Origin of the sequence: Streptomyces sp. NPDC050743 (genome assembly GCF_044456925.1) — a bacterium.
Lineage (GTDB): Bacteria > Actinomycetota > Actinomycetes > Streptomycetales > Streptomycetaceae > Streptomyces.
The window spans coordinates 1-22,160 of sequence record NZ_JBITGJ010000086.1 but is presented as its reverse complement, the minus strand read 5'-3'; the positions used below and the strand labels follow the sequence as shown (position 1 = coordinate 22,160).

Below are 22,160 nucleotides of genomic sequence, written 5' to 3'. Positions count from 1 at the left end.
GGTGGCTCGTTACCTGCTTTCCGGGATGGCAGGGGTGCGGAACGAGTCGGTGGCGAGGAGGTTGCCGTGGTCGCCGTGCTCGGCGGCGTATGCGGCGTAGTCGCCGTACTCGCCAGCCAGAAGGCGCGCGGTGAAGTCGGCATGAGCACGCTTCATTTCGGCTTCCCGGTCGGGCTTCACCCAGCTCTCGGGTATGGCAGGTGTGGGATCACCATTGCGGGCAGCCTTGACCCACGCCCTGACGATCTCGGTCTCCTCCTTGGTCTGGCGGATACCGACGTTGTGAGTTGCAGCGCCGATCTTGTGGCCGTCTGGAGCGAAGAACATCTCCCACTCGTACTTGCGCAACACAGCAAACTGCGAGCGATACATCGCGCACAGCTGCTCAGCGGTCAAGCCGAGCATGACTGCGACGATCGCGTCGATCTCCACCAGGGCCTTCCGGCGGTCGCATTCTGTGCGTAGCGGCGTCGCACGAGACCACGCGGCATCGACCTCCTCAATGCCCGGACGGGTCGAAGCCGGGTCCGTCCACCGGTCCTTGTGCCACGCATGATCGAATAGCTCCTCCCAGAGCGGCGCGTAGTCCCGGGTGAGGCAGTTCAGACGCAGGGTGCGGAGAAGGAGGGGCGCAGCGAGAGGGTGGCCAAGCGGGGCGGGAAAGCTCCGGGCCAGCTCAATGTTCACCTTTGACGAACCGGATACCTTGACGAGGTAGTCGAGCGGCAGCGATGCCCAAAGCCCCCCCGTGATGGCAGTGTCGCGCCTGGCAGCGTATGCCAGGGTATGGACGGCATCCACATGAGTTGGGCCAGGCGGAAGCAGCGCAGCATGCAGCCCTCGCTCTAGCTCCGACGAAGTCATGCGTCGCCAAGCGACCCGAAAGTATTCAGTCGCGGGCCGCTCTCCCCACGACCGAACAACTGCCGAAAACTCCTCCCGACATACACGCATATAGTTTGTACGCGGCAACATAAATTCTGGCAGACTTTCCAGCGGAATGTAAGAGTAGTCCTTATTCGACCTACAGTCCTGATTGGGCTGCTTATTATAGGGATTACCTACAGTAAAATGTGGCCCCTGGAGAACGGCCTCTGACCAGGACTGCGGGAATCCAGTCTGCCACTTAATCACCCCATCCTCTTTCGCGTTTTTCTCATTCAGTGCAGACGTCCACCAAAATTTAGCATCACTCAGGCGATGCGGAAATCCAGAAATGATTTCCAGCGCCTCATTGTCGTCGGCCGTCAACGGGCGCATCATCCTAGCCGCAAGGGGGTCGGTCCCCTTTGCGTCAATCAAGGCCGCCCAGCCCATGAGGATAGACTCGTTGACCTTTAGGATGCGCTTCGCATGCGGCCTGACATCCCAACCCCCAGTTATATACTGAAGGCCGGGAATATCGCCATTCCCGTCATGCTCCAGAGAGCGCTTGATAGTGTCAGGAATGAACACCCAACTCATATTCAGAAACTCCGGCCTTCGCGGGGCTCCATAAATATGGATTCCATACTCGAAGGTATGATGCACCTCATCAAATAGGCGCGCTTCGTTTCTGAACTGAAAATGTCTACGCAGTCGCCGATACGCGGCGGCTCGCAGTTTTCCGGCATTGGGATCAGTAAAGTGCGCTTCCGGATGCAGCAGGCCAGCAACTCCTTCTTCAGCAAGATTTCGCCAAACCCGCTCCATAAAGTTCATGTAGAGGTTTGTGCGCAGTCCGTCAAGTACGGCGTGCTCGACTGGAGACCGAAGTATGACGGTCAATCCCGCCCATGAACTAAGGTCCCCAAGGTATTTTTGCATGGCCGCAGGGTTAGCGAGGACAGTCGTACGTCTCTCGCTTTTGACTTTTTCTGCGGCCTTCTCCGTCAGGCCGAACCAAGGATCGGATTCTGCAAGCGCAATATGATCTTCCCAGTCGAGCCGCACCCACGGTGGGTTACCTACCTGCAGGTCGAATCCACCACGCTCAAAGACATGGGCGAACTCCAGCTCCCAGTGGAAGAAGCCCTCTCGGCGGCTTATGACGTCTACCTCGGCCAGCCAGGGGAAGTTCAAGGCAACCGTCGGGAGGTCGGCGCACTGGCTCAAGAGGCGGTCGTTGTCGTCGTCGATTCCGAGCTGCTCAAAGTCGCCTGTATCAGCGAAGAGGCCAAACGTGTCGTCGTGCCCCGCCCCACCACCGTGTCGGCCACGTGCCTTAGCCTTCGCCGGCGGCACACCCAGCACGGCCTCGCAGAAGGCCAGCCACTCGTCCATAGTTGGGGGCTTCGGCGTGTTTGGCTGACCCACAGGCCAGAACCAGAAGGCACACCACGTGTCCATGACCAGCTTCAGTCGGCCAAGCGGCGATCCAGGTGCCCGCAGGGCATTCTCGACCTGTTCACGAGATACCGCTCCGGACGAGCGCGGGAGGTGCTGGTCTTCTGGGATCTGCCAGACTTCGATGTCGCGACGAATTTCACGCTCGGAGACGATGAGGCGGCGGCGGCCTAGCTCCCAGAGCCGCTCTGCACGGGTGGCGAGTGCCAGCAGCCGCTTGGTCTGAGAGGCAGAGGGGGACTTGGTGATCTCCTTGGACCAGGCGGCAAGCGCTTCGCGCTCGTGGTTGGCCAGTTCCTTGACCTGCTTGGCGTCGGCTACCGCGCCCCAGCCCTTGGCTGGCAGCAGGAAGTGGTGAATGTCCCTGCCTGCATGGAATTCGCCGTTCTCTCCGCCGGTGCACAGCGGTCGGTCGTTGGGGGCGGTGGTGAGCCATGCCTTCTTCTTGAGCGCAGCGGCGTCATACACTGCCCGCCGAGCCCCAATCAGGGAGTTGCCGCGTCGCAGGTGCATGCCGAACCACGGGGCCTTGAGGCCCTCGTGCATGGCGTTGAGCCACAGCGAGACCTCGGCCAACTCCACGGCCGTTTGGTTGAGGTCGACGCCGTAGCAGTTGTGCAGGGCCAGGTAGGCCTTGGTCTTCTGCAGCTCCACCTCGTACCGGTCAGGCGGCAGTTGCTCGCCGACCTCGGCCATCCGCCGTCGCAGATATTCCGCGGCAAGCTGGTTGATGGCCTCGTTGAGGAACGCGCCCGAGCCCAGGGCGGGCTCGCAGACCGTCAGTTCGAGGATCTCGCGGGCAGTGGTGGTCTTGCCGTCTTGGTCGAGGAGTTCGGCCAGGGCGTGCTTGACTGTGCTGCGGGTCAGGACTTCCGGCGTGTAGTACGACGCCGAGCGCTGGCGCTCGCGGCCCGACAGGCGGAAGACGAACGAGCCCTTCTTGTGCAGGACCCGCTTGAGTACGCCGGTCAGCTCGTCCGGACGCTTGACGAAGACCTCTTCGTCGTAGTTATCCGCGTCCCTCACCGGTACGACCCATGTGCCGGCAAGCCCGTCCGAGTCCGGCTTCGCAACCTCGTAGAGGTCCTCGGCAGCGAAGAACCCGGTATAGGACATCAGCCCCTCATACACCGCGCCGAGCTGGTTGATGCCGAGCTGTGCGTAGGAGATGAAGCCCTTGCCGGTGGCGCCACCCGCCTTGGAGCCGTTCTTCTTGCCCTGGGTCAGCATGAGGAGGTTGAGCACCCGCCAGAGCACCTCGTTGCGCAGCCTGGTGTCGATGTGCTCGCCGTCGATGTTGACGGAGCCAATCAGCGGAGTCGCGTCGGCTTTGAACAGGTCGCTGCGCAGGGCCTCGAAGCGGAGCCCGTCCACGTCCGAGACGGTCTGGGCCGCGGCGGTCTCCTCCTCCAGGGCACGGTGGCCCTGGTCGACGAGGCGGAAGAGCAGGTCCAGAGACTCGTAGAAGTGGAAGCCGTCCCGGGATTCCTCGGGTAGGTCGTAGGAGACGAGCTCTCCCAGGCGCGCCAGTCCGTAGCCGTCCTGGTAGGCGTCGTTCTTGGAAGGGAGGATGCCCAGTTCCGGGCGGGCTTCTGCGTAGAGGAGGAAGAGAATGCGGTACAGGTAGCGCAGCGACTCGCGCGAGAGCCGGGTGGCAAGCTCGCTGCTGTCGCCCAGCTCGGCCGGGTCTGCTCCCTGCTCGGTGATGCGGGTGAGGAGCTCCTCGGCGATCAGCTCGATCGAGCGCCGCAGGCCCTCGCGCAGCTCTTTGGAGACACCGACGGCGTGCTTGCGGCCCTTGTCGACCAGGCTGTCCAGGAAGCCGGCAACGCCGCCCGCGGGCAGTAGCGACTCGGCGCCGAACAGGGCGGAGATGGCCTCCAGTTCCTCGCCGTCGGCGGAGAGGTTGCGGTCCAGGGCCTCGTCCACGCTGACGGCGAGGAACCGGCCCTCGTGCCAGGCGGTACGGTCGGCGAGCAGCAGTGAGCCGCCCGCGAGCAGCAGGACGAAGCGCGGAGCGTAGGCGTCTTCGCAGCCGAAGAGGAAGGTGACGGCGTCGGCGGCGCCGGTGATCTGTTGCTTGCCGTCGAGGGCGATCGCATCCAGCAGGAGGGCGCCGCCGTCCTCGGGGTCGGCGATGAGGAGTTCGGCGTCGGTGCTCCAGGTGACGTCGAGGGCGACCAGTTCGGTGCCGCCGGGCCTGGTCATCGCGAAGGCGACTGGTACCTCGCGGGCCTTGTCGGCGTGGATGACCTCGAAGACCGTGCGGTGTAGGCGCGTGTGGGCGCCCTTCTGAGGCTCGGGCTCCGGCGTCTGCGACGTGTCGGGGGTGACATAGGCGAGCGCGGCCAGCAGGCGGTCGTTGAGAGCGCGCAACTCAGCGCTGTCGGCGGTCTCGGACTCGGTGATGCGGACCTTGGCCTTGAAATACTCCCGGCCCAGTCCCTTCACGCCGGAGCGGGACGACGGTGTCCCGGTCCGGTCGGCGGCAGCCCAGCGCTTACGCAGGTCGGTGAGGTCTTTGGTGAACAGTTCGGCGAGGTAGTGGGCGGAGATGTACTCACCGCGGTTGATGATCGCTTCGAATGCCACGGTGTTCACGCGCCCTTCTGCTCGGTGCCGACGGCCGGGACCAGGACCCCGATCACCCGGACCATGGATTCGCCTTGGGTGGCCAGCTGCTCGATGAGCTGTTCGACCTCTATCGCCGTCTTCTGTACACGCTGTTCGGCGTGGCGCCGGCGGACGCCGGTCGCCTGTTCGTACGTCGACTCGCTCGCGATGCGCCAGGCCGCCAGCCGCTTCTCGTACTCGTCCAGCTGCTCGAGCAGCGGTTCCTCCTGCACGGCCTGCAGCTGCGCCATGTGCGCGCGCATGGCCTCGACCGCCGCAGGGACGAGTGCCTGCAGGGCGGTGCGGTCGCCGGTGAAGGGCCGGTTGAGCATCTTGGGCTTGACCCCGGCCCGCTCCAGGACGCCGACCAGGTCGTCATCAAAGCGGGGTGTGCCGGTGTGCAGGCCGGTTACGCAGGACCAGGCCAGCACGGTGGGGTGGCCTTTTGCGTTGGAGTACATGCCCTGCATCAGGAAGACGGGCTCGGGCACTTGCGCGGTGATGACGGGTGCGGTGTTGCGGGCGAGGCGGACGAGGATCTTGTCGGTGAGCCACTCCACGACCGGGTGCTGGTCGGTGAGGTAGCTGACGTCCGGCCAGCCGGAGGTCTCGGTGCGTTCCTGCTTGGTGATGGCGCCCTTGCTGCGGTTGCCGCTGAGTTCGCGTGCTCGGTCCAGGCGCTGCTGGGCGAAGCCCGCATCGAAGGTGAGGCGGAGCTGTTCGAGGACACGGCGCTCGTCGAGGTAGGACTTGGGCAGCACGAGCAGGCGGCGCTGCAGTTCCCGGTCGGGGGTGAAGACGAGCATTTCGGGGTGGTCAGGGTCCCAGCGCTTGTCGATCTTCTGTTCGGGGTTGCCGTACACCTCGGCGAGCGCCTCCTCGACGAAGGCGCGGGTGGAGGCGAACAGCTGCGGCACCCGGTAGTCCTCAGCGTCACCGGCCGGGGTGTGGCTGGCCATAAACAGCTCGAACGGGTCGGACGTCTCATCCGGCAGCACGGTGTCGAAGGAGGCGCCGGAGGCCAGGCCCTCCATGATGGCGGCCTTCTCGGCCTCCTCATCCCTCAGGCCGAGGATGGAGGCGGCCTCGCCGAGAGTGCGGTGGACCTCGTCCTCCCGGTCCAACAGCCGCTTGGAGACCTTGCGGTCCGCCGACGGGTCGTCGGGGTCCTCGTTCTGCAGGAGCAGGAGCAGGGCCCGGATCTCCGGGGAGTGCTGCTGCCCGTAGCGGTCGATGCGGCCGTTGCGCTGCTCAATGGTGATCAGCGACCAGGGCAGGTCGTAGTGGATCATCTGGTGGCACTGCCGGTGCAGGTTGACGCCCTCGGCGGCGATGTCACCGGTGAGCAAGACCCGCAGGTCGCTGCCGGCCAGGGAGAAGTCCTTGACGATGCGCTGCTGCTCGTCGTCGGAGAGGCCGCCGTGCAGCTGGCGGACGGCGCCGGTGAGTTTGGTGCCCTGGGTAAAGCCGAGGGCGGCCGGCAAGGCGTCCTGGAGCATCCGCAGGGTGGCGCGGCGCTCTGAGAAGATCACGACGCGGGTGTCCGAGTGCGGGCCGACACCGATGGTGTTCTTCAGCTCGTCGACCAGTTGCTGGAACTTGCTGGCCTGCTCCACCTTCACCTCGGCGGCCAGCTCGCCCAGCGTGACGAGCGCGGCCCGCTCACGGGCGCGCTCCTGGGGGTTCTTGGCGCCGTCGATGGAGTCGATCCGGTTCTGCACGGTCTCGGCGAGCGCCTCGTGGGAGGAGAGGAACGCCTTCAGCAGCGTGTACGGGAAGAGCCGGGCGCCCGTGCCGGTCACGGGGGCGGGTTGTCCGTCCTGCGGGTTGATCCACACCTTGTACAGCTCGTCGAAGACGTGCTGCTCGGCGGCCGAGGCCGTGCACTCGATGGACATCGGTTTCTTGCGGGTGGCCCATTTGTGGCCGATCTCCGCGGAGACGTCCGGGGACATCTTGTGTCGGCGGATGTAGAGGTGCTCCAGCTGCTTCTCGTCGTAGTCGCTGGTGTCGGGGATGGCGGTGGGGTCCAGCAGGCTCAGCAGCTCGCCGAAGGACGCCCGATCGCCGTTGTGCGGGGTGGCGCTGGCGAGTATGAGGGCGTCGGTCTTGGGGGCGAGGAGCTGGGCGAGGCGGTTGTTCTTGGTGCCGGTGTTGATGAGTTTGTGGGACTCGTCGATGACCACGGCGTCCCAGTTCACCTGCATGAGGTGGCTGCGCCAGCGGTCGGAGCGGAGGGTGTCGATCGAGATGATCGCCCGCTTGTAGTAGGAGAAGGGGTTGCGGCCGGCCGGGATGCGCTGCTTGATCTGTTCGATGCCCGCGGAGTCCAGGCGTACCAGGGGGATCGCGAAACGGGTCCACAGTTCGTGCTGGAACTGCTCCAGGATGTGCTTGGGCGTGACGACCAGGATGCGTTCGCCGCGGCCGCGGCGGATCAGCTCGGACAGCAGCAGGCCGACTTCCAGGGTCTTGCCCAAGCCGACCGCGTCGGCGATCAGCAGCCGGGGGCGCAGGCCCCGCAGTGCGGCCTTGGCGGGTTCACGCTGGTAGGCGAGGTCGTCGACGAGGTGGGTGCCGACGGTGGCCAGGCGCTGCTCGGACAGCGGCAGCGGGGTTTTGCGGATGAGCGCGTCGATGAAGAGCCGGGAGCGACGGCACTCGGGCGAGTCGTCGACGACGAGTTCGGTGTCTTCGGGGCGCAGGGGGGTGACCTGGTCGAGGTCGGAGTGGGCGAAGAACACCGCGCGCTGGTCGCGGACCAGGGGGGAGGTGCCGCGCACATCGAGGCGGGTACCGTCCTTGGCCGTTTCGGAGACCTCGACGACCAGCCAGTCCTCGTCCCTGGCCCTCACCTGCATGCCAGGGGCGAACTTCGCAGCGCCTGCCGCGTCCTCTACGGCGGTCATCACCGGCGTATCTCCTTGATCGTGCGGAATTTCGATGGTCAGCGTGGCCGCTTCGGTTTGCGTGGTTTTCGCGGCTGTCGCGGCGTGGGAGGTTTCGGCGGTTTGGGCGGCCTGGGTCGTTTGACTGCCAATGGCATCAGTGCTCAACCTCCGTAGTCACCGCGCCGCTTGTTGATCCGGCCGCGCCAACGTTCGCTCCAGGGGTCGTCCTGCTGCGGCGGTATCGGAGGATCCGCCGCGGGCGTCTGCGTGAGAGGCCGGCGTTCCGGCTTTCTGGGTGCGGGCGGCGCGGGCAGCGAAGGGGTGGCGGGCGGCGGATCCAGCGGGGCTGTCTGCCGCTCCAGGACGTCGGTGAGGAACGCCTTCGGCAGCGGCGGGTAGGCCTGGCTGCCCGTGGGCATGCCCTCTTCCAGCAGCCGCTCCATCGCCTCCTCGAGGACGTCGTGGGCGGTGGGCCGGTCCTCGGCCTCGTAGGCCAAGGTGTGGGTGACCAGGTCGTACAGGCGCCCTCGCGGCATCCCGGTGAGGTCCGGGGCGACGTCCAGGGTCCGCTGGGCCACCACCTGGGCGTGGAAGGGGGGATGCCCGGTCATCGCCTGGACGAGGGTCGCCCCGAGGCTGTAGACGTCGGCGGCCTCGCTGGCCTTGCGTGAGTCCTTCGCCTGTTCGGGGGCCATGTAGGCGAGCGTGCCGAGGGCCGCGTCGGCGGTGGTCAGGCCGGTTGCGCCTCCGACGTGCGAGATGCCGAAGTCGATGACCCGCACTCCGTCTCCTGCGACCAGCACGTTGCTGGGCTTGAGGTCACGATGGAGCAGCCGGACGGAGTGAATGTGCATCAGGGCGTCGGCCAGGCCCGCCGCGAGCCACCACGCGCCCAGCTCGCTGACCGTTCCGTGCCCCTCGATGAGGCTGAGCAGCGAGGGGGCGTGGACGTACTCGGTGGCGATCCAGGGCTGCCCCGCGTTCGCGTCCGCATCGACCAGGGCTGCGGTGTGAAAGCCGCCGACGCGGCGAATCGCCTCCAGCTCCTGGGCGAAGCGGGCACGGAAGTACGGGTCGTCGGCGAGCGCGGCCTTGATGACCTTCACGGCAACGGAGCGCGTCGAGCGGTAGCCGAGGTAGACGACGCCCATCGCCCCCTGACCGAGCCTGCCGGTCAGCCGAAAAGCGCCGATATTGCGCGGATCGGCCTCCCTGAGCGGTTCCAGCACTTTCAGCCCCGTCCCCCGGCGTCTGCGGCTCAGCAGCCCCGCCATCTGCGTGCATAGTGAATCGATGGCGAGATTACCAACAGTTCCGAGCCCTTCTCCCCACCTCCCCCTAACTCCTTGCTCACTTTCTTCACACCGATAAGGGCGGGCAACCCGGTGTCGGCGGTGGCGGTGCACCAACACGACAAATCCCCCCTCGCAATGACCCGCTCGCATACCACTCCCCTCCCTCGACAAGCCGATGCTCGGCCCCGTGTCATCCGCCGCCCATCCTTGTTCCGTCGTCAGCTCGGAGGAGCCTCGGGCGGTAGCAGGACGCCGCTGGTGAGGGACTGGGTGAGCAAGCCGTCGGTTTCCTCGGTCAGCTCCACGACCTGGCGTGCCAGGGCCCGCAGCGTGTGCAGGTGACGGAACGCCAGGCCGTACCTGCGTTGCTCGTCGAGCGGCAGTAGGGGCACGCGTAGTCGCCGAGGGTCGATATGCAGCGATGTGGAGCCGGTCGTGGCGCTGTTGACGTTGTCCTCGGCCGACAGGAAGCCCGCCAGGAACCAGGGATCGAGGCGTTCTGGGTCGGGCCGGATCAGGTGGATGTGTCGGCCGAGGAGGCATCCCGCGTCCTCGTCGTCGGCGACGCGGGCGGTGCCCCCTTGGATGGCGCGGATGCCCGGGATCAGGACGTCTCCCGCCTCGATGACGGTGGAGCCGGCCAGCGGCTGTTCATCGGTGTCTGCGGAGGCGCGGCTGCCGGTCGCCAGATCGCGTCCGGTGAGGGTGCTCAGGCCCGCCTGCTCCGGCGGAAGGGGGGTGTCGTGGGAGCCGCGTGCTGCGGGCACGGCGCGGTGCACGATCAGTGCGCCGCCCCGTGCGAGGTCGGAGACCGTCGCCGTGCGCCAGGAACGGGATTCCTCCTCGGCCGCCGTCCACGCGGTGCGAGCGCCGGCTTCGGCCAGGACGAGGGCGCTCTCCTTCAAGCGGTCCTCGAGATGACGTGCGTTCTTGGCCACCGCGGCCGGGTCGGCGCTGGGCGGGGTGACTCGGACGTGGCGGGTGGGGGTGATGTCGACGAGGTCGTCGAGGAGTTCGACGACGGGGACGGCGCATGCGGTGCCGGGGTGGTCGGTGAAGTGCGCCGGGTCCGCGGCGAACGCCTGCCAGTGATCCAGCACGTTCGTGCTCAGCGCGGCCCAGTCGAGTGGAGCCCTTCCGCCCCGCGACCGGGTGGCGGGGTTCGCGGAGCCGTGCAGGGTGGATGGGTCGTGCGGGCGCTGCTCGGCGGTGGCGTCGATGAACAGGACGCTCTGCCGGTCGCCGCCGCCCGGCTGGGGGCGCTGCAGGATCCACAGGTGCAGTCCGATGTGCAGCGGTGTCGCCGCTCCCGGCGGTAGGGAGACCATGGCGCGCAGTGCGCCACTGCGCAGCAGCTCGGCGCGGACTCGGCGGCCTGAGGCGCGGGAGGCGGTGGCGGGCGGCAGGAGCATCACCGCGAATGCCCCCGGCGTCAGATGGGCCAACGCGTGTTGTACCCAGGCGAGTTCGGACTCCGCGCGGGGCGGCAGGCCGTAGGCCCAGCGGGGGTCGTAGGCGAGTTCGTCGTGGCCCCAGTCGCGATCGGCGTATGGCGGGTTGCACAGCACGGCGTCCACGGTGAGGTCCGGGAAGGCGTCCGCGCGTAGGGTGTCGCCCGCCCGTACCGCGACCTGTGCTTCGGGGACGGCAAGGCGCAGCCCTACGGCGGTGCGTTGGGCCTGGACCGGCAGCAGGTCCTGGGCGAACAGGCCGGTGGCGCCGTGTTGGGCGGCTGCGGCGAGCAGGCTGCCGCTGCCGCACGCGGGATCCAACACCCGGGCGGGGTAGGGACCGTCGGGGTGCGGTGTGAGCAAGCGGGCCATCAACTCGGCCAGTTGTCCGGGGGTTTGGTAGGCGCCGCTGGCGGCGCTGTCTTCCAGTTCGCGCTCGGCCAGGACGTCGAGCGCCGCCTGTCCGCCTTCGTCGCGCACGCAGTGCAGCAGCGTGCGCAGCACGGCGGCGTCGGCCGGGGTGTAGGTGACCGTCTCCGCGCCCGGAACGGTGTCGGCGAGTTCGGCCACCGCGTCGTGGCAGCGGGCGGCCAGTTCGCCGTCGGGGAGTTCGCTCAGTGCGGTCAGTGCTCCCCGCTCGCGTTGGGCGCCGGCGAGGACGAGGGGCAGCAGCCGGGTGGGAGTGCCGCCGGTGCCGGTGTGCAGGCGCAGTGCGGCGCGCAGTTCCTCGGTGGCGGAGGCGGCGGTGCTGTGGCCGCGTGAGTCGAGCCAGGCGCGGACGGCTTCGAGGTCGTACAGCGGGCTGGTGTCGGTACCACCGGCCGGGGTCGGGAAGTCGGCGTGGCGGCGGCGCCAGTTGCTGACCGTGGCGCGCGTGACTCCGGCGAGCCGCGAGATCTCGGCCGCGGTCACCTGCGCGGAGGGCTTCGGCATGGCACTCCAGACCTCGAGGTGGGTTGACCGTCCACATTTTAGCGCATCAATCTCACCGCGTATCCTGATTGACAGTGCTTTCAGTGTCATGCTTATCTGCTGATGTTTCTGCTTGCATCGCAGCTCCGCGGCTGCGGTGTCGGCGTCCCGTCTGCATTCCGATGCCGTCTTCACACGCAAACGGGGGAACCCACGCATGTCCACGCCTCCCTGGGCCCAGCAGCCCGGCCAGTCGCAGCAGCCGTTCCCGGGGCAGGCCCCGGTACCGCCGAAGAAGAGCACGGCCAAGACCTGTGCCGGGGCCGGCCGCCTCGGCGTCGTCGACATCCTGGTCCTCGGCGGCGTGATCTCCGCTGCCGGCGGCGGCAAGTCCGGCGGCGCCGCCGACAAAACGGCCGCCGCGCCCTCCCACGCGAGCAACGGCGCCAAGACCGCCGCCCCGCACGCTGCGGCCACGAAGCAGACGCCGCAGACCGTCACCTACGTCGTCACCGGCACCAGCGGCGCCGACGTGCAGTACGGCCCGGCCGGGTCCTCCGCTCAGGGCACGGTGCCCATGAACGTGACCAAGCCGCTCAAGAACCCGCAGTACTACTCGATCACCGTTCAGCTTCAGGGCGCGGGCCATGTCACCTGCCGGCTGAAGGTCAACGGCAAGGTCATCTCGCAGTCCACCGCCTCGGGTGGCTACAACATCGCCACCTGCGAGATCAGCAAGGACCTCTTCAGCGGCAAGTGGACCGACACCAACGCCGGCTGACGCACCACCGCCGGCCCGTCCGCCGGGCTCCGGACGCGGCCAGAGGCGTCCAGCAGCAGCCTGCGCCCGCTCTCCTGCCAGGTGTCGGGCGCCTGATCGACGGCGTGACTGAGGTCGACCAGCAGCACCGGGTCCGGGTCGTGTACCTCGACCAGGCAGCCGGTCGGCAGCAGTTCCACGACGAGCTCTATCGGCGCGTCCCCCACGGTGTGCTGCACGGCGTTCGTGACCAGCTCAGCCGTCAGCAACTCCGCAGTGTCACTGTCGGCCGCGTGCTCGACCTCGCCCAGGGCCGTGCGGACCAGGGCGCGCGCCACTGGCACGGCCGCGGCTGTGTGCGGCATCTCGATTCGCCAGGAAGTGGCGAGGAGGTCATGCACGACGGTTCCGTTCATGAGCAGGCTGTCCTGTGGGGGCGCCTGGTCCTTCAGTGCGGTGCCGGGGGCCTCGGCTCTGCTGGGCCCGGTGATGACGCAGGAGTCGCTCCTGCATCGCGGCATAGGGCGTCGCAGCGGGCGGGACTCCGCCGTCGCGCCGTCCGTGGTGGCGCGCACGGCGGCTTCGATGGCGGCGCGGTAGGGCAGGGATCGGGTGCCGATGCGCCGCACGCCGAGCCGTGCCAGCTCCGCTAGGGCGGCTCCGAGCACCGCCATGAACTTCCAACGCCTCGGGTTGCCCGTCTTCTTGCCCGCGGGGGCGGTGGCGGCGGTAGCAGCAATGTCCATGGCCTTGCACTTCCTGCAGCGGCACTGGCGCTGCTCGCAGGGCCGGTCGGCTTGTCGTCTGGCGGATCGTGACGACCTCGGACGAGATTATGGGCTAGCTAGCCTTTTTGGGCTACATAGCCCATTTAATTGCGGAAGAAATGGGCCGTCAAGCCCATTCTGGGGTAGGCTGCACGCATGGCTGCCACACCAGAGCGGGGGCACAAGCTCACAGCCAAGAGCCTCGCCCCCCGTGAGCGGATCATCGAGGCCGCCGCACAGCTCATCTCCGAGCACGGCGTGCAGAACACCAATAACAAGCAGACCGAGCGCTCGCCGGGTGAGCGGGGCTCGGCCGCCCCTTCCCCACCGAGAGCCACCTACGGGAGCGCGACATGAGCGCCGTGACCGTGACGAGTTCTGTCACCGGAAAACTACGGGACTGGTACCGGGCGTCTCCGCCGGCTCGATGGCTGGCCGGCCCCCTGTTGGTGATCGTGGCCGTTCCGGTCGCCGACGGCTACCTGCCTCCGGACGTCCACATCGCCCACCTGCTCGTCGTCGCCGTCGCCATCACGGCCATGGGCACCGGTCCGCTGACCACCGCACTGATCGGCGCGCTCGCGGTCCTCGCCCTGATCGGCGCCGGACTTGAGCGAAAAACCCTGGCCACCGAGAGCGTCCTGGTCGAGCTCCTCGCGCTCGGCGTACTCTGCGCACTGCTGGTGCTGTTCACTGGCCTGCGCAACAAGACCGAACGGATGTTCGACCGGATGCGTTCGGTGTCCGACGCGACCCAGCGCGTCGTCCTGCGACCCCTTCCGGAGCGGGCCGGGCCGGTGTCCCTGACCTCGGTGTACCGCAGTTCCGAGGCGGACGCGTGCATCGGCGGCGACCTGTACGCCGTGGTCCGCACCAGCGGCTCGACCCGGCTGGTAGTCGGGGACGTACGCGGCAAGGGCCTGGCCTCCATCAGCGACACGGCCATCGTGCTCGGTGCCTTCCGAGCCGCCGCGCACCGCGAGCTGCCCCTGCCGGATCTGGTCGCCTGCATGGAGGACACGGTCCACTGGGGTCTGCGGGAGTTCTCCGAGCCCGAGGACGACGCGCCGGAGCGGTTCGTGACGGCCGTGATGCTGGACATCCCGGACGACCAGCCGGTGGTGCACCTGATCAGCTGCGGGCACCCGGCGCCCCTGCTGCTGCGCCGCGGCTCGGACACGGCGCTCCCGCTCGCCGTGCCCGACCCGGCGCCGCCGCTCGGCCTCGGCGCGATCGCCGGCGGCACGTACGCCGCCACCTCGTTCGCCTTCGCGCCCGGCGACCGGCTGGTGCTCTACACCGACGGCGTGACCGAGGCACGTGACGGCCGGGGCGTCTTCTATCCTCTCGCCGAACGCGCCGCGGCCTGGGCCGGCCACGGGCCCGAGCAGCTGCTCCGCAGGATCACCGCCGACCTGGAGGCGTACACCGGCGGCAGACTCAACGACGACATGGCCATGGTCGCCGTCGAGCGGGAAGAGCAGCCGGCCACCGCCTGACCCGGCCGGGACCGAGTTGCTGAGCAGGCCTGCGCTCTACCCGATCGAGCGGCACGTCTGGCAGTCGGCCCATCGGACGGCCCGCTTCTGGTCTTGGACTGCGCGTGCCTGTACCTGCTGACTCTCAGCCACGCTGTACAGAACCTGCCCGCCGCCCATGTGGCTGATCCGGATCAGGGTCTGCAGGAGTATCTGTTCGGCGGCCCTGCTGGCCTACGGGAGAAAAGGGCTCTTCTGCCGCATGTGTGGGTGCCTGACCAGCCCTGATACGTGAAACACGCCGTCTTGCGCATATGGTTCGAGGTCTCTGAGGTCAAGATCCACATGCAGGAAGACGGCGTGTCCGCGAACAGGATATGGAAACGGCTGCTGACGGTCGAACGGGCCGTGGTCGAGCAGGTCGATATCGACCAGGATGCGGGTGTGCTGGTCGCCCGGGTACGGCCGGTGGTGCGGGAACGGCACCGGTGCGGGATCTGCCGCCGCCCTGGGCGCGGCTATGACCAGGGGCGCGGTGAGCGCCGCTGGCGTTGCCTGGACGCCGGCACCATGAAGGTGTTCCTCGAGGCGGAGGCGCCCCGGGTGCGCTGTCGCGAGCATGGCGTTGTGGCGGCCGCGGTGCCCTGGGCCCGGCACGGTGCCGGACACACCCTGGTCTTCGACCAGCAGGCCGCCTGGAGGGCCACCGAGTGCTCCAAGTCCGCCGTCGCGCAACTGATGCGTGTCTCCTGGCGGACGGTAGGGGCGATCGTCGAGCGGTTCGTCGCCGATCGGGACACCGGCCTCGACCGGCTGTCGGGCCTGCGCCGGATCGGTATCGACGAGATCTCCTACCGCAAGGGGCAAAAGTACATGACCGTGGTCGTCGACCATCACACCCGGCAGGTGGTGTGGATGGCCGACGGCCACGGCCGCGCAGTCCTGGAGGCGTTCTTCGCCGAACTCGGCCCACAGCGGAGCGCGAAGCTGACACACGTATCCGCCGACGGCGCTCAGTGGATCGCCGACACCGTCGCCGCGCATGCCCCACGGGCGCTACGCACCATGGATCCGTTCCACGTCGTCGCCTGGGCCACCGAAGCGCTGGACGCTGAGCGCCGCGCGGCGTGGAACCGGGCCCGCCACCAGGCCCGGGATGCCGCCACCGCCAGAGCGTTGAAGGACTCCCGCTTCGCGCTGTGGAAGAACCCCGAGGACCTCACCGACCGCCAGCAGGCCAAGCTGGGCTGGATCGCGGCCACCGATCCGCGTCTGCACCGCGCCTACCTGCTCAAGGAAGGCCTGCGCACGGTCTTCGCCATCGCCCGGGAGCAGGACACACAGGCGGCAGTCGAGGCCCTGGACCGGTGGCTGTCATGGGCCCAGCGCTGCCGCATCGACACTTTCGTCGACCTCGGCCGCCGTATCCGCCGCCACCGCGAGGCCATCCTCAACGCCATCGTCGAGCGTCTGTCGAACGGGCTGATCGAGTCGACCAACACCAAGACCCGCCTGATCATCCGCCCAGGGTTCGGCTTCCGCACCGCCGGCGCGGTCATCGCCCTGGTCATGCTCACCCTCGGCGGCGAACGCCCGACCCTACCGGGACGCCAACTCACCTCAACATGACCCACACATCAGTCAGAAGAGCCTGAAAATGCTCAAGCGTCAGATGTTCGGCCGAGCCGGCCTCGACCTTCTTCGCAAACGAGTCCTACTCGCACGATGAGCCCTCACCCGATCTGGACCACAAGATCGTCGACAGAACCTTCAAAATGGCGTCGAACAGCTCGGGGATCTTGCCGTCCCGGCCCCGGATCATGAAGCGAGGTCGGCAGCCGGCGTCCTCGAGGTCCGTGACGAGGTTCTTCGCGGGCCGCGGACGGGTGATCCGTGGCGCCCAGGATGCGGACTCGACGGTTCGCGTGCTCGATGACCGAACACGACTGTGGCGCCGCCCCAGCGGGGTGGCGCCACAGCAGAGCCGCTCAGGGCTGTAGGAAGGGCTTCCTACTTCGTCGTACCCCAGAGCTGGCTGGCGGGCACGTGGGACGGGTTGCCGATCAGCCTGGCGACCCGGATCTGCATGGGCACCGCGGTCCGGTGACCGCCGTGCCTGTAGGCGCTGTGCGTGAAGGTCATCGCGTAGGGGTGGGCGAAGTTCGTGGTCGAGCCGTTGACCAGCGGGAAGTGCCCATGGGATGCGGTCGAGGGCGAGTCCTTGGTGTCGATGATCCAGACGGTCTTGCCGGGCGTGTCACACTTCTGCAGGGTGAGGCCCTCGTTCTGGTACGCGGTGTGGGCCAGGCCCACGCACAGGCCAGTGCGCTTGCCGTGCGGCGCGTACTCGATCTCCGCCGCGCTCAGGTTGCCGTAGTGCTTGTTCACCTCGGCGGACACGAGGCCGTCCTTGTAGAAGTCGGACACCAGGCCCTTGCGGTGGCCGACGATGTCTCCGGCCGGGTTGGACTTGCTGACGGGGTACATCGCGGTGGGCTGGCCGACCCTGGCCACCCCCCGATACACGGTCTCGACCAGGTTGGGCTGCTGGGACGTGCCGAACTTGGCGCTGTAGATCTGGATGCAGCTGTCGCCGCACTCCGGGGTGGCCGCGTTCGCGGAGAGCGTTCCCGCCGCACCGAGGCCACCAACCATGGTCACCATCGCCGCCGCAGCGAGCACCTTGCCCTTGATGGACATAAACAGTTCCTTTTCTTGAACCACAGCCGCACCCTGGGCACGGCTGCTGTGCTGGTTACCTGATAAAGCCCGTCACCCCTGGCCGTGAGTGTCGGTACCAGGCTCTGGTACCGGTCGCCTGCGTCCCGGGGCCACTGCGCCTTCCGCTCCGCCGGCCATTCACGGCCCTCGTCAACACGGACCCTCCTGGAGATCGGTGCACGTGCCCCACCGACACTTAGGAGCATATGCTCGTATCTTCGGGGCCGCAAGGCTGGACCCCCTCGGGATGTCGCCCGGCCAGACCAGCCGGCCGCGCAGGACGCGTCACCCGTCAGCCGGGCGACCGGCGACGGCACCACACGAGACCCATCCCCAAGCTGCTGGAGCGGCCGGCCCCAGATGACTCTGCCCGAACTCCTGGCGCCCCTGGTGGCCACAGTCCAGGCGCGGATCAGCCATTTCGTCGCCGAGGAACAGCCCGAGATCGTCATCCGGGAGCTGACCGCCTTCTTCCGGCAGGGCTGATACCAGGGACGCGTCAGGCGAAGGAGCGGAGCGCGCCACGGACGGCTCCCGCGATCCGTCCGTGATGCGCATGCGTTGCTCGACACCTCGAAGCGTGCTGAACGGCCGCCACCAGCGGCAAGGACGCCGGATGCCGATCGCCCCGCCGGGTACCGTGGCACCCGGTGCGCGGGCGAGGTTGCGCGCCGTCGCGGCCACGGTGGGTCAGGCGGCGTTTCGCGGTGGGCTTCCCCGAGGGGAGACGGCCGAGCGCCGACTCCTCGAGGCCGGCGAGGACCTGCTCCATGATCGCGTGCGCGCGGTGGCCCCCGTTCGACCTCGACCGGCTCGAAGGGGGCTCCCATCCTCCCGGCACAGCGGGCACCTCTCCCCGCTCCGCCCCGGTCACCGATCGGCAGATCCAGGCTTGCCTTGGGTCCTCATCCAGGCGCTCAAAGCATGGTCGCCGAAAAGGCTGATCACTCATCGGACCGCCGGCGGGATCGGACAGCGGAGTCCGGCCCCCGGCGGAGCGGCTCAGCCCAGGTAGAAGTCCCTGCGAGCGGCCACGAACGCCTCGATCGACTGGGCAGGTGCGCCCGTCACGCGTTCGACGCCATCGGCCGTGCGGTCGTAGCGGTTCTCCTGGTGGAGTCGGCCCATGACGGCGACGTGCCGTTCGATGTGCGGCGGCAGACCCAGCTTCGCGAGCACCTCGGCCTCCCACCGGTCCAGCGGCACGTCCACATAGGACACCGGACGCCCCAACGCCCGCGAGAACTCCTCGGCCAGCTCCGTCATGTCGACCGAGCGTGGCCCGGTCAGCTCGTAGACCTGTCCGACGTGCGGAGCCGGGTCGCGGAGCACGGTGGCGACCACCCGGGCGACGTCGTCCACGGCGACCGGCGACGTGCGCCCGGCACCGAACGGCAGCGCGATCGTCCCGTTCTCCCGGATCGAGTGCGCCGCCAGCGTGGTGAACAGCGGATTGTCCAGGAACGACGTCGGCCGGACGTGCACCACCGGCAGGCCCGACCAGTTCAGTACCTGCTCAGCCAGCCAGTGCAGCCGCTGCTGGTGCGACTCCGAGGTGCTGGTGGCAGTCATCTCCGAGACCGTCATCTGCGACAGGCCGACCAGGCCGTCCAGCTGTCCGTGCTCCCGCGCCACGGAGGCCACCACAGTCGCCGCCAGCAGATGGTCCGGCGACACGGGCATCGCGAAGTACATCCGACCGACACCCTCCAGCGCGGCCGCGACGGTCTCGGGCCGGGTCAGATCGCCGATGACCACCTCCGCGCCGAGCGCACGCAACTCAGCCGCACGATCGTCGTCGCGGCGGACCATCGCGCGCACCGGCACGTCCTGTGCCCGCAATTGCTCGAGGACCGTGCGGCCCACGCCACCGGCGCCGGCGATGAGAACAAGGTTGTTGGCAACCATCGGTCGATCTCCTTGTGAGTATCTGAGTGGGGGTGTGATCAGAGCGTCAGCTGGGCTGTCAGCAGGGCGTTGGCCGCGGTGATGTCACCGCTGATCCACTCCGGGCTCGCGGGCTGCCGCTTCCACAGGGCGAGCAGCAACTCGGCCGCAGGGGCCTCCACCGAGGCCGCCGCGGGCCCCGAGTCCACCGGCCGGGCCTGCGGGACGTCGGCCGGCACGATCAGCCAGCCGTGCCCGGTGTCGGTGGTGCGCAATGCCACCGGCGCCGGCAGCGGCTTCAGCTCGCTGCCGCGCCAGACCCTGGGGACCATCGCGGCGAAGACCTCGTCCACGCCGTCGGCTGCGGTCTCCGGATCGACGTACACCTCGGTTCCCGTGGCCAGTTGGGCGTCGACCAGGTGGACCGCCGTATCCAAGGCCAGACGGCGGAACCAGAACGCCGCCACCGCGTCTTCGACCCCGAACGCCCACGTCGGTGCGGCGGGGTCGGCCCTCTCCAAAGTGGCCACCAGCGAGGCTGCACCCTCGGCATACCAGTCGGCAATCGGCTCTCCGGCCGCCGGGGCGAACTGCTCCCGGCACAGCTCCCCGGTCCGCACCACGTCCGCCGCGAAGCGGTACACCTGGCCCAGATGGGCCCCCAGGTCGTACAGGCTCCAACTGCCACAGGTGGCCACCGGAGTGTCCGGGTCGGCGGTGCGCAGCAGCGGCTCGAATGCCGCCACCTCCTCACACAGCACGGCCAGATAGGCGTCGGTGGCGAGCGGCAACGGAACAGGGGACTGATGCACAGCGACCTTCCGGGTGGGACGAGTAACTGGTTCAGGGCGCCGGCGAGCGCTTGCTTCTGCTCCCCCGAGAAGCGACACGCCGGGGAATGCGGGCAGTGGTACACGGACCCTCCTGGAGACCGGGTACATGTGCACCATCCCGGATAGGAGCATATGCTCGTATTGGTGGGATGGCAAGACCACGCCCCTCAGGTCCGAACCTGCAGACCCACCGCAGGCCGCCGGCGCCCGAGCGGCCCCTACATACGTGCGGCACCGCACGAGACCCGTCCACGAGGGCTGGAGATGCTGGCTCCAGATGACTCTGCCCGAAAAAACCTCCCCGACCACTGTCCTTCCTGGCGCCGCCCCGGTGATGGCACGATCGGGCCTCCCGAACCTGTTCACCGACCGTCTCGACTACATCGGCGCCGGCGTACTTCGCGATCAAGAAGTCCCTGCTCGCCGACGCCACCGAAACCGATCCAGACCGGCCCAGCTTCAGCATCGCCCTCCAAGCAGCCCGTGACCAGGTCATCCAGGCCGCGGGCGTGATTGCCGACACCACCATCGACCTCGTCGGCGCCATCGGACGAGCAGTCCTGCACCAGCCCATGCCCGGCCGCCTACGCACCAGTCCCCGCGCCGTGAAACGCCCCCTGCCCCACTACGCGTACACCGCGTACGCCGCGTCCAAAGGCCTCCGTGTCGACCGACGCACCAAGAAAGCAACCATCTGCATCGGCATCCTGACCGAGTCGGTCAGCCCGCAACTTCACGGCCTTCGCCCAAAGCTGACCACGGCCTTGACCTCGTGTATTCAGCTACGCCTTCGGCGGTGGCTCCTTCTGACGCCCTGGCAGCAAAAGGGTGCCCCTCACCTGCGATGATCTGGATTGCCTAGATCAAAAGCATCACAGAGCGTGGGGCACCCTGAAGGTGAAGGGTAGCGGGTGGGACCACCGGCTGGTCGTACGGGCCGACGACAAGAACCTGATCGGCCACGCGGGTGTCGTGCTGCTTCGCCGTGTCGCCGACCGCGTCGGGTTGACCCGGGCCCTGACCGGCGCGCTGCCGCAGGGCATTGGGCCGGGATGGCGGGACCGGGGCATGGCGCTAGTCCAGCTCGCCTGCGCGATCGTGCTCGGAGCGACGAACATCCTGGAAGCCGAGCAACTCCAGCACCACTGGCGGCGCCTGTTCCCCCACCCGGTGTCCGGCAGCACCCTGCGTCGCACGCTGGAGGCGATCGACACCCCGGTCGCGGCCCGGGTGGAACGCATCCGCGCCGCGATACGCCGCGTGGTGTGGACGCTGCTCGCCCTGCGCCCCGGCGGCTTCCCCTGGATTACGGTGTGCGGCCGGGAGGTGACCGGCTGGTACGTCCTGGACCTCGACGCCACCATCGTCACCTGCACCAGTCGGAAGGAAGGCGCGGCGGGCACCTTCAAGGGCAGCTTCGGCCATATGCCGCTGGGGGCGTGGGTGGCCAACACCCGCGAGTGCGTCGCGATGCTGCTGCGGCCCGGCAACGCAGCCCCCAACGATGTAGCCGACCACAAGAGCGTGCTGGCCGCCGCGCTGCGGCAGCTCCCGCTGCCGCTGTGGTCGAAGTTGCAAGCCCCAGGGTGACGCCCCGGGCGCGCAGCGGCACGCATATCGCCGAGTGGATTCCATGGCTGCGGATACTGCGGGCCCGTTCGGGTTCGTCGGCCGTCCACCACCGCAGAGCGGCGTCATCGAGAAGCTGCAGCAAGACGCGTCCGGAGGCCAGTGCCTGACCGGCCGGTGAGTCCTCGGTGTAGGTGTGCAGTGCTCCGATCGGTGTCACCGCCTCCCGGCAGCCGGGCAGTACGGAGCGCTGAGCGACCCGCCGACAGATCAGGACGTCCCTGGCTGCGTCTCGCTCGGTGTCTTCGCCGCTGAGGACGCGGTCGAGCAGGTCGACTGCGACGAAGTCGGCGAAGTGGTCGGTGACGAGGTGCGCCAGCTCGTCCGCGGTGCGGGTCAGGTCGAGCGTGGTGCCGATCCGTAGCCCGGCCTCATTGAGCACCGTCAGCCGCAGGCGGGACTCGTACTCCTGGGTCATGTCCTGTGCGAGGAAACACGCGCCGCACACTCGTCCGGCTCGATCGCGTACCGGAGCAATGGATACCCGCCAGGCGTGCGCGCGAGTCTCAGAAGCTGTTGTCTTTTCGATCTTGAGAGATGCGCTTCGAACGGGAGTCTCGATCGGGTGGTCGCTGACCGCTGGGCGCATGCGAGTGGG

General features: G+C 68.2%; 14 protein-coding genes. 6 read left to right on the top strand and 8 right to left on the bottom strand.

Annotated features, from left to right (window positions below; all coding sequences use genetic code 11):
• Positions 1-9: 9 nt before the first annotated feature.
• The 4 genes from ACIBJF_RS42155 to ACIBJF_RS42140 form a co-directional block, all read right to left on the bottom strand.
• Positions 10-4,926: an Eco57I restriction-modification methylase domain-containing protein gene (locus ACIBJF_RS42155; protein WP_399182218.1), complete on the bottom strand. Its 4,917-nt coding sequence runs from the start codon at positions 4,924-4,926 to the stop codon at positions 10-12.
• Positions 4,923-7,847, bottom strand: coding sequence for a DEAD/DEAH box helicase (locus ACIBJF_RS42150; RefSeq protein WP_399182216.1), 2,925 nt, complete (start codon positions 7,845-7,847; stop codon positions 4,923-4,925). Before ACIBJF_RS42150 ends, ACIBJF_RS42155 begins: the two co-directional genes overlap by 4 nt.
• Before the next feature lie 143 nt (positions 7,848-7,990).
• A complete protein-coding gene (locus tag ACIBJF_RS42145) occupies positions 7,991-9,103 on the bottom strand; it encodes a serine/threonine-protein kinase (RefSeq protein ID WP_399182214.1) in 1,113 nt (370 codons plus the stop codon).
• Positions 9,104-9,342: 239 nt separating this feature from the next.
• On the bottom strand, positions 9,343-11,508 hold the full coding sequence (locus ACIBJF_RS42140; protein WP_399182213.1) for an N-6 DNA methylase: 2,166 nt from the start codon (positions 11,506-11,508) through the stop codon (positions 9,343-9,345).
• Positions 11,509-11,704: 196 nt separating this feature from the next.
• On the opposite strand from ACIBJF_RS42140, the gene ACIBJF_RS42135 reads away from it, so the two are divergent.
• A complete protein-coding gene (locus ACIBJF_RS42135; protein WP_399182211.1) occupies positions 11,705-12,268 on the top strand; it encodes a hypothetical protein in 564 nt (187 codons plus the stop codon).
• On the opposite strand, the gene ACIBJF_RS42130 is transcribed toward ACIBJF_RS42135, so the two are convergent.
• Positions 12,196-12,663 carry an ATP-binding protein gene (locus ACIBJF_RS42130; RefSeq protein ID WP_399182225.1) on the bottom strand — a complete coding sequence of 156 codons (468 nt, stop codon included), beginning with the start codon at positions 12,661-12,663 and terminating at the stop codon, positions 12,196-12,198. The two genes, ACIBJF_RS42135 and ACIBJF_RS42130, sit on opposite strands and share 73 nt — an antisense overlap.
• Positions 12,664-13,170: 507 nt before the next feature.
• Here ACIBJF_RS42130 and ACIBJF_RS42125 point away from each other — a divergent pair.
• The 3 genes from ACIBJF_RS42125 (at position 13,171) to ACIBJF_RS42115 (ending at position 16,121) form a co-directional block, all read left to right on the top strand.
• Positions 13,171-13,371 carry a hypothetical protein gene (locus ACIBJF_RS42125; protein ID WP_399182209.1) on the top strand — a complete coding sequence of 67 codons (201 nt, stop codon included), beginning with the start codon at positions 13,171-13,173 and terminating at the stop codon, positions 13,369-13,371.
• Complete coding sequence (locus ACIBJF_RS42120) at positions 13,368-14,513, top strand: PP2C family protein-serine/threonine phosphatase (protein ID WP_399182207.1); 1,146 nt, start codon at positions 13,368-13,370, stop codon at positions 14,511-14,513. Before ACIBJF_RS42125 ends, ACIBJF_RS42120 begins: the two co-directional genes overlap by 4 nt.
• A 339-nt stretch (positions 14,514-14,852) precedes the next feature.
• Positions 14,853-16,121, top strand: a complete 1,269-nt coding sequence (locus ACIBJF_RS42115) for an ISL3 family transposase (protein ID WP_399182205.1) — start codon at positions 14,853-14,855, stop codon at positions 16,119-16,121.
• Between the two features lie 381 nt (positions 16,122-16,502).
• On the opposite strand, the gene ACIBJF_RS42110 is transcribed toward ACIBJF_RS42115, so the two are convergent.
• Complete coding sequence (locus tag ACIBJF_RS42110) at positions 16,503-17,192, bottom strand: hypothetical protein (protein WP_399182202.1); 690 nt, start codon at positions 17,190-17,192, stop codon at positions 16,503-16,505.
• A 381-nt stretch (positions 17,193-17,573) separates the two neighbouring features.
• Here ACIBJF_RS42110 and ACIBJF_RS42105 point away from each other — a divergent pair, with 381 nt between their 5' ends.
• On the top strand, positions 17,574-17,699 hold the full coding sequence (locus tag ACIBJF_RS42105; RefSeq protein WP_399182201.1) for a hypothetical protein: 126 nt from the start codon (positions 17,574-17,576) through the stop codon (positions 17,697-17,699).
• 516 nt (positions 17,700-18,215) lie between these two features.
• On the opposite strand, the gene ACIBJF_RS42100 is transcribed toward ACIBJF_RS42105, so the two are convergent.
• Positions 18,216-19,121: an NAD(P)H-binding protein gene (locus ACIBJF_RS42100; RefSeq protein ID WP_399182200.1), complete on the bottom strand. Its 906-nt coding sequence runs from the start codon at positions 19,119-19,121 to the stop codon at positions 18,216-18,218.
• A gap of 38 nt (positions 19,122-19,159) precedes the next feature.
• The gene (locus tag ACIBJF_RS42095; RefSeq protein WP_399182199.1) at positions 19,160-19,891 is read right to left on the bottom strand and encodes a maleylpyruvate isomerase family mycothiol-dependent enzyme; all 732 of its coding nucleotides are present in this window, start codon (positions 19,889-19,891) and stop codon (positions 19,160-19,162) included.
• A 939-nt stretch (positions 19,892-20,830) separates the two neighbouring features.
• Here ACIBJF_RS42095 and ACIBJF_RS42090 point away from each other — a divergent pair.
• A complete protein-coding gene (locus ACIBJF_RS42090) occupies positions 20,831-21,523 on the top strand; it encodes a transposase (protein WP_399182198.1) in 693 nt (230 codons plus the stop codon).
• Positions 21,524-22,160: the final 637 nt, after the last annotated feature.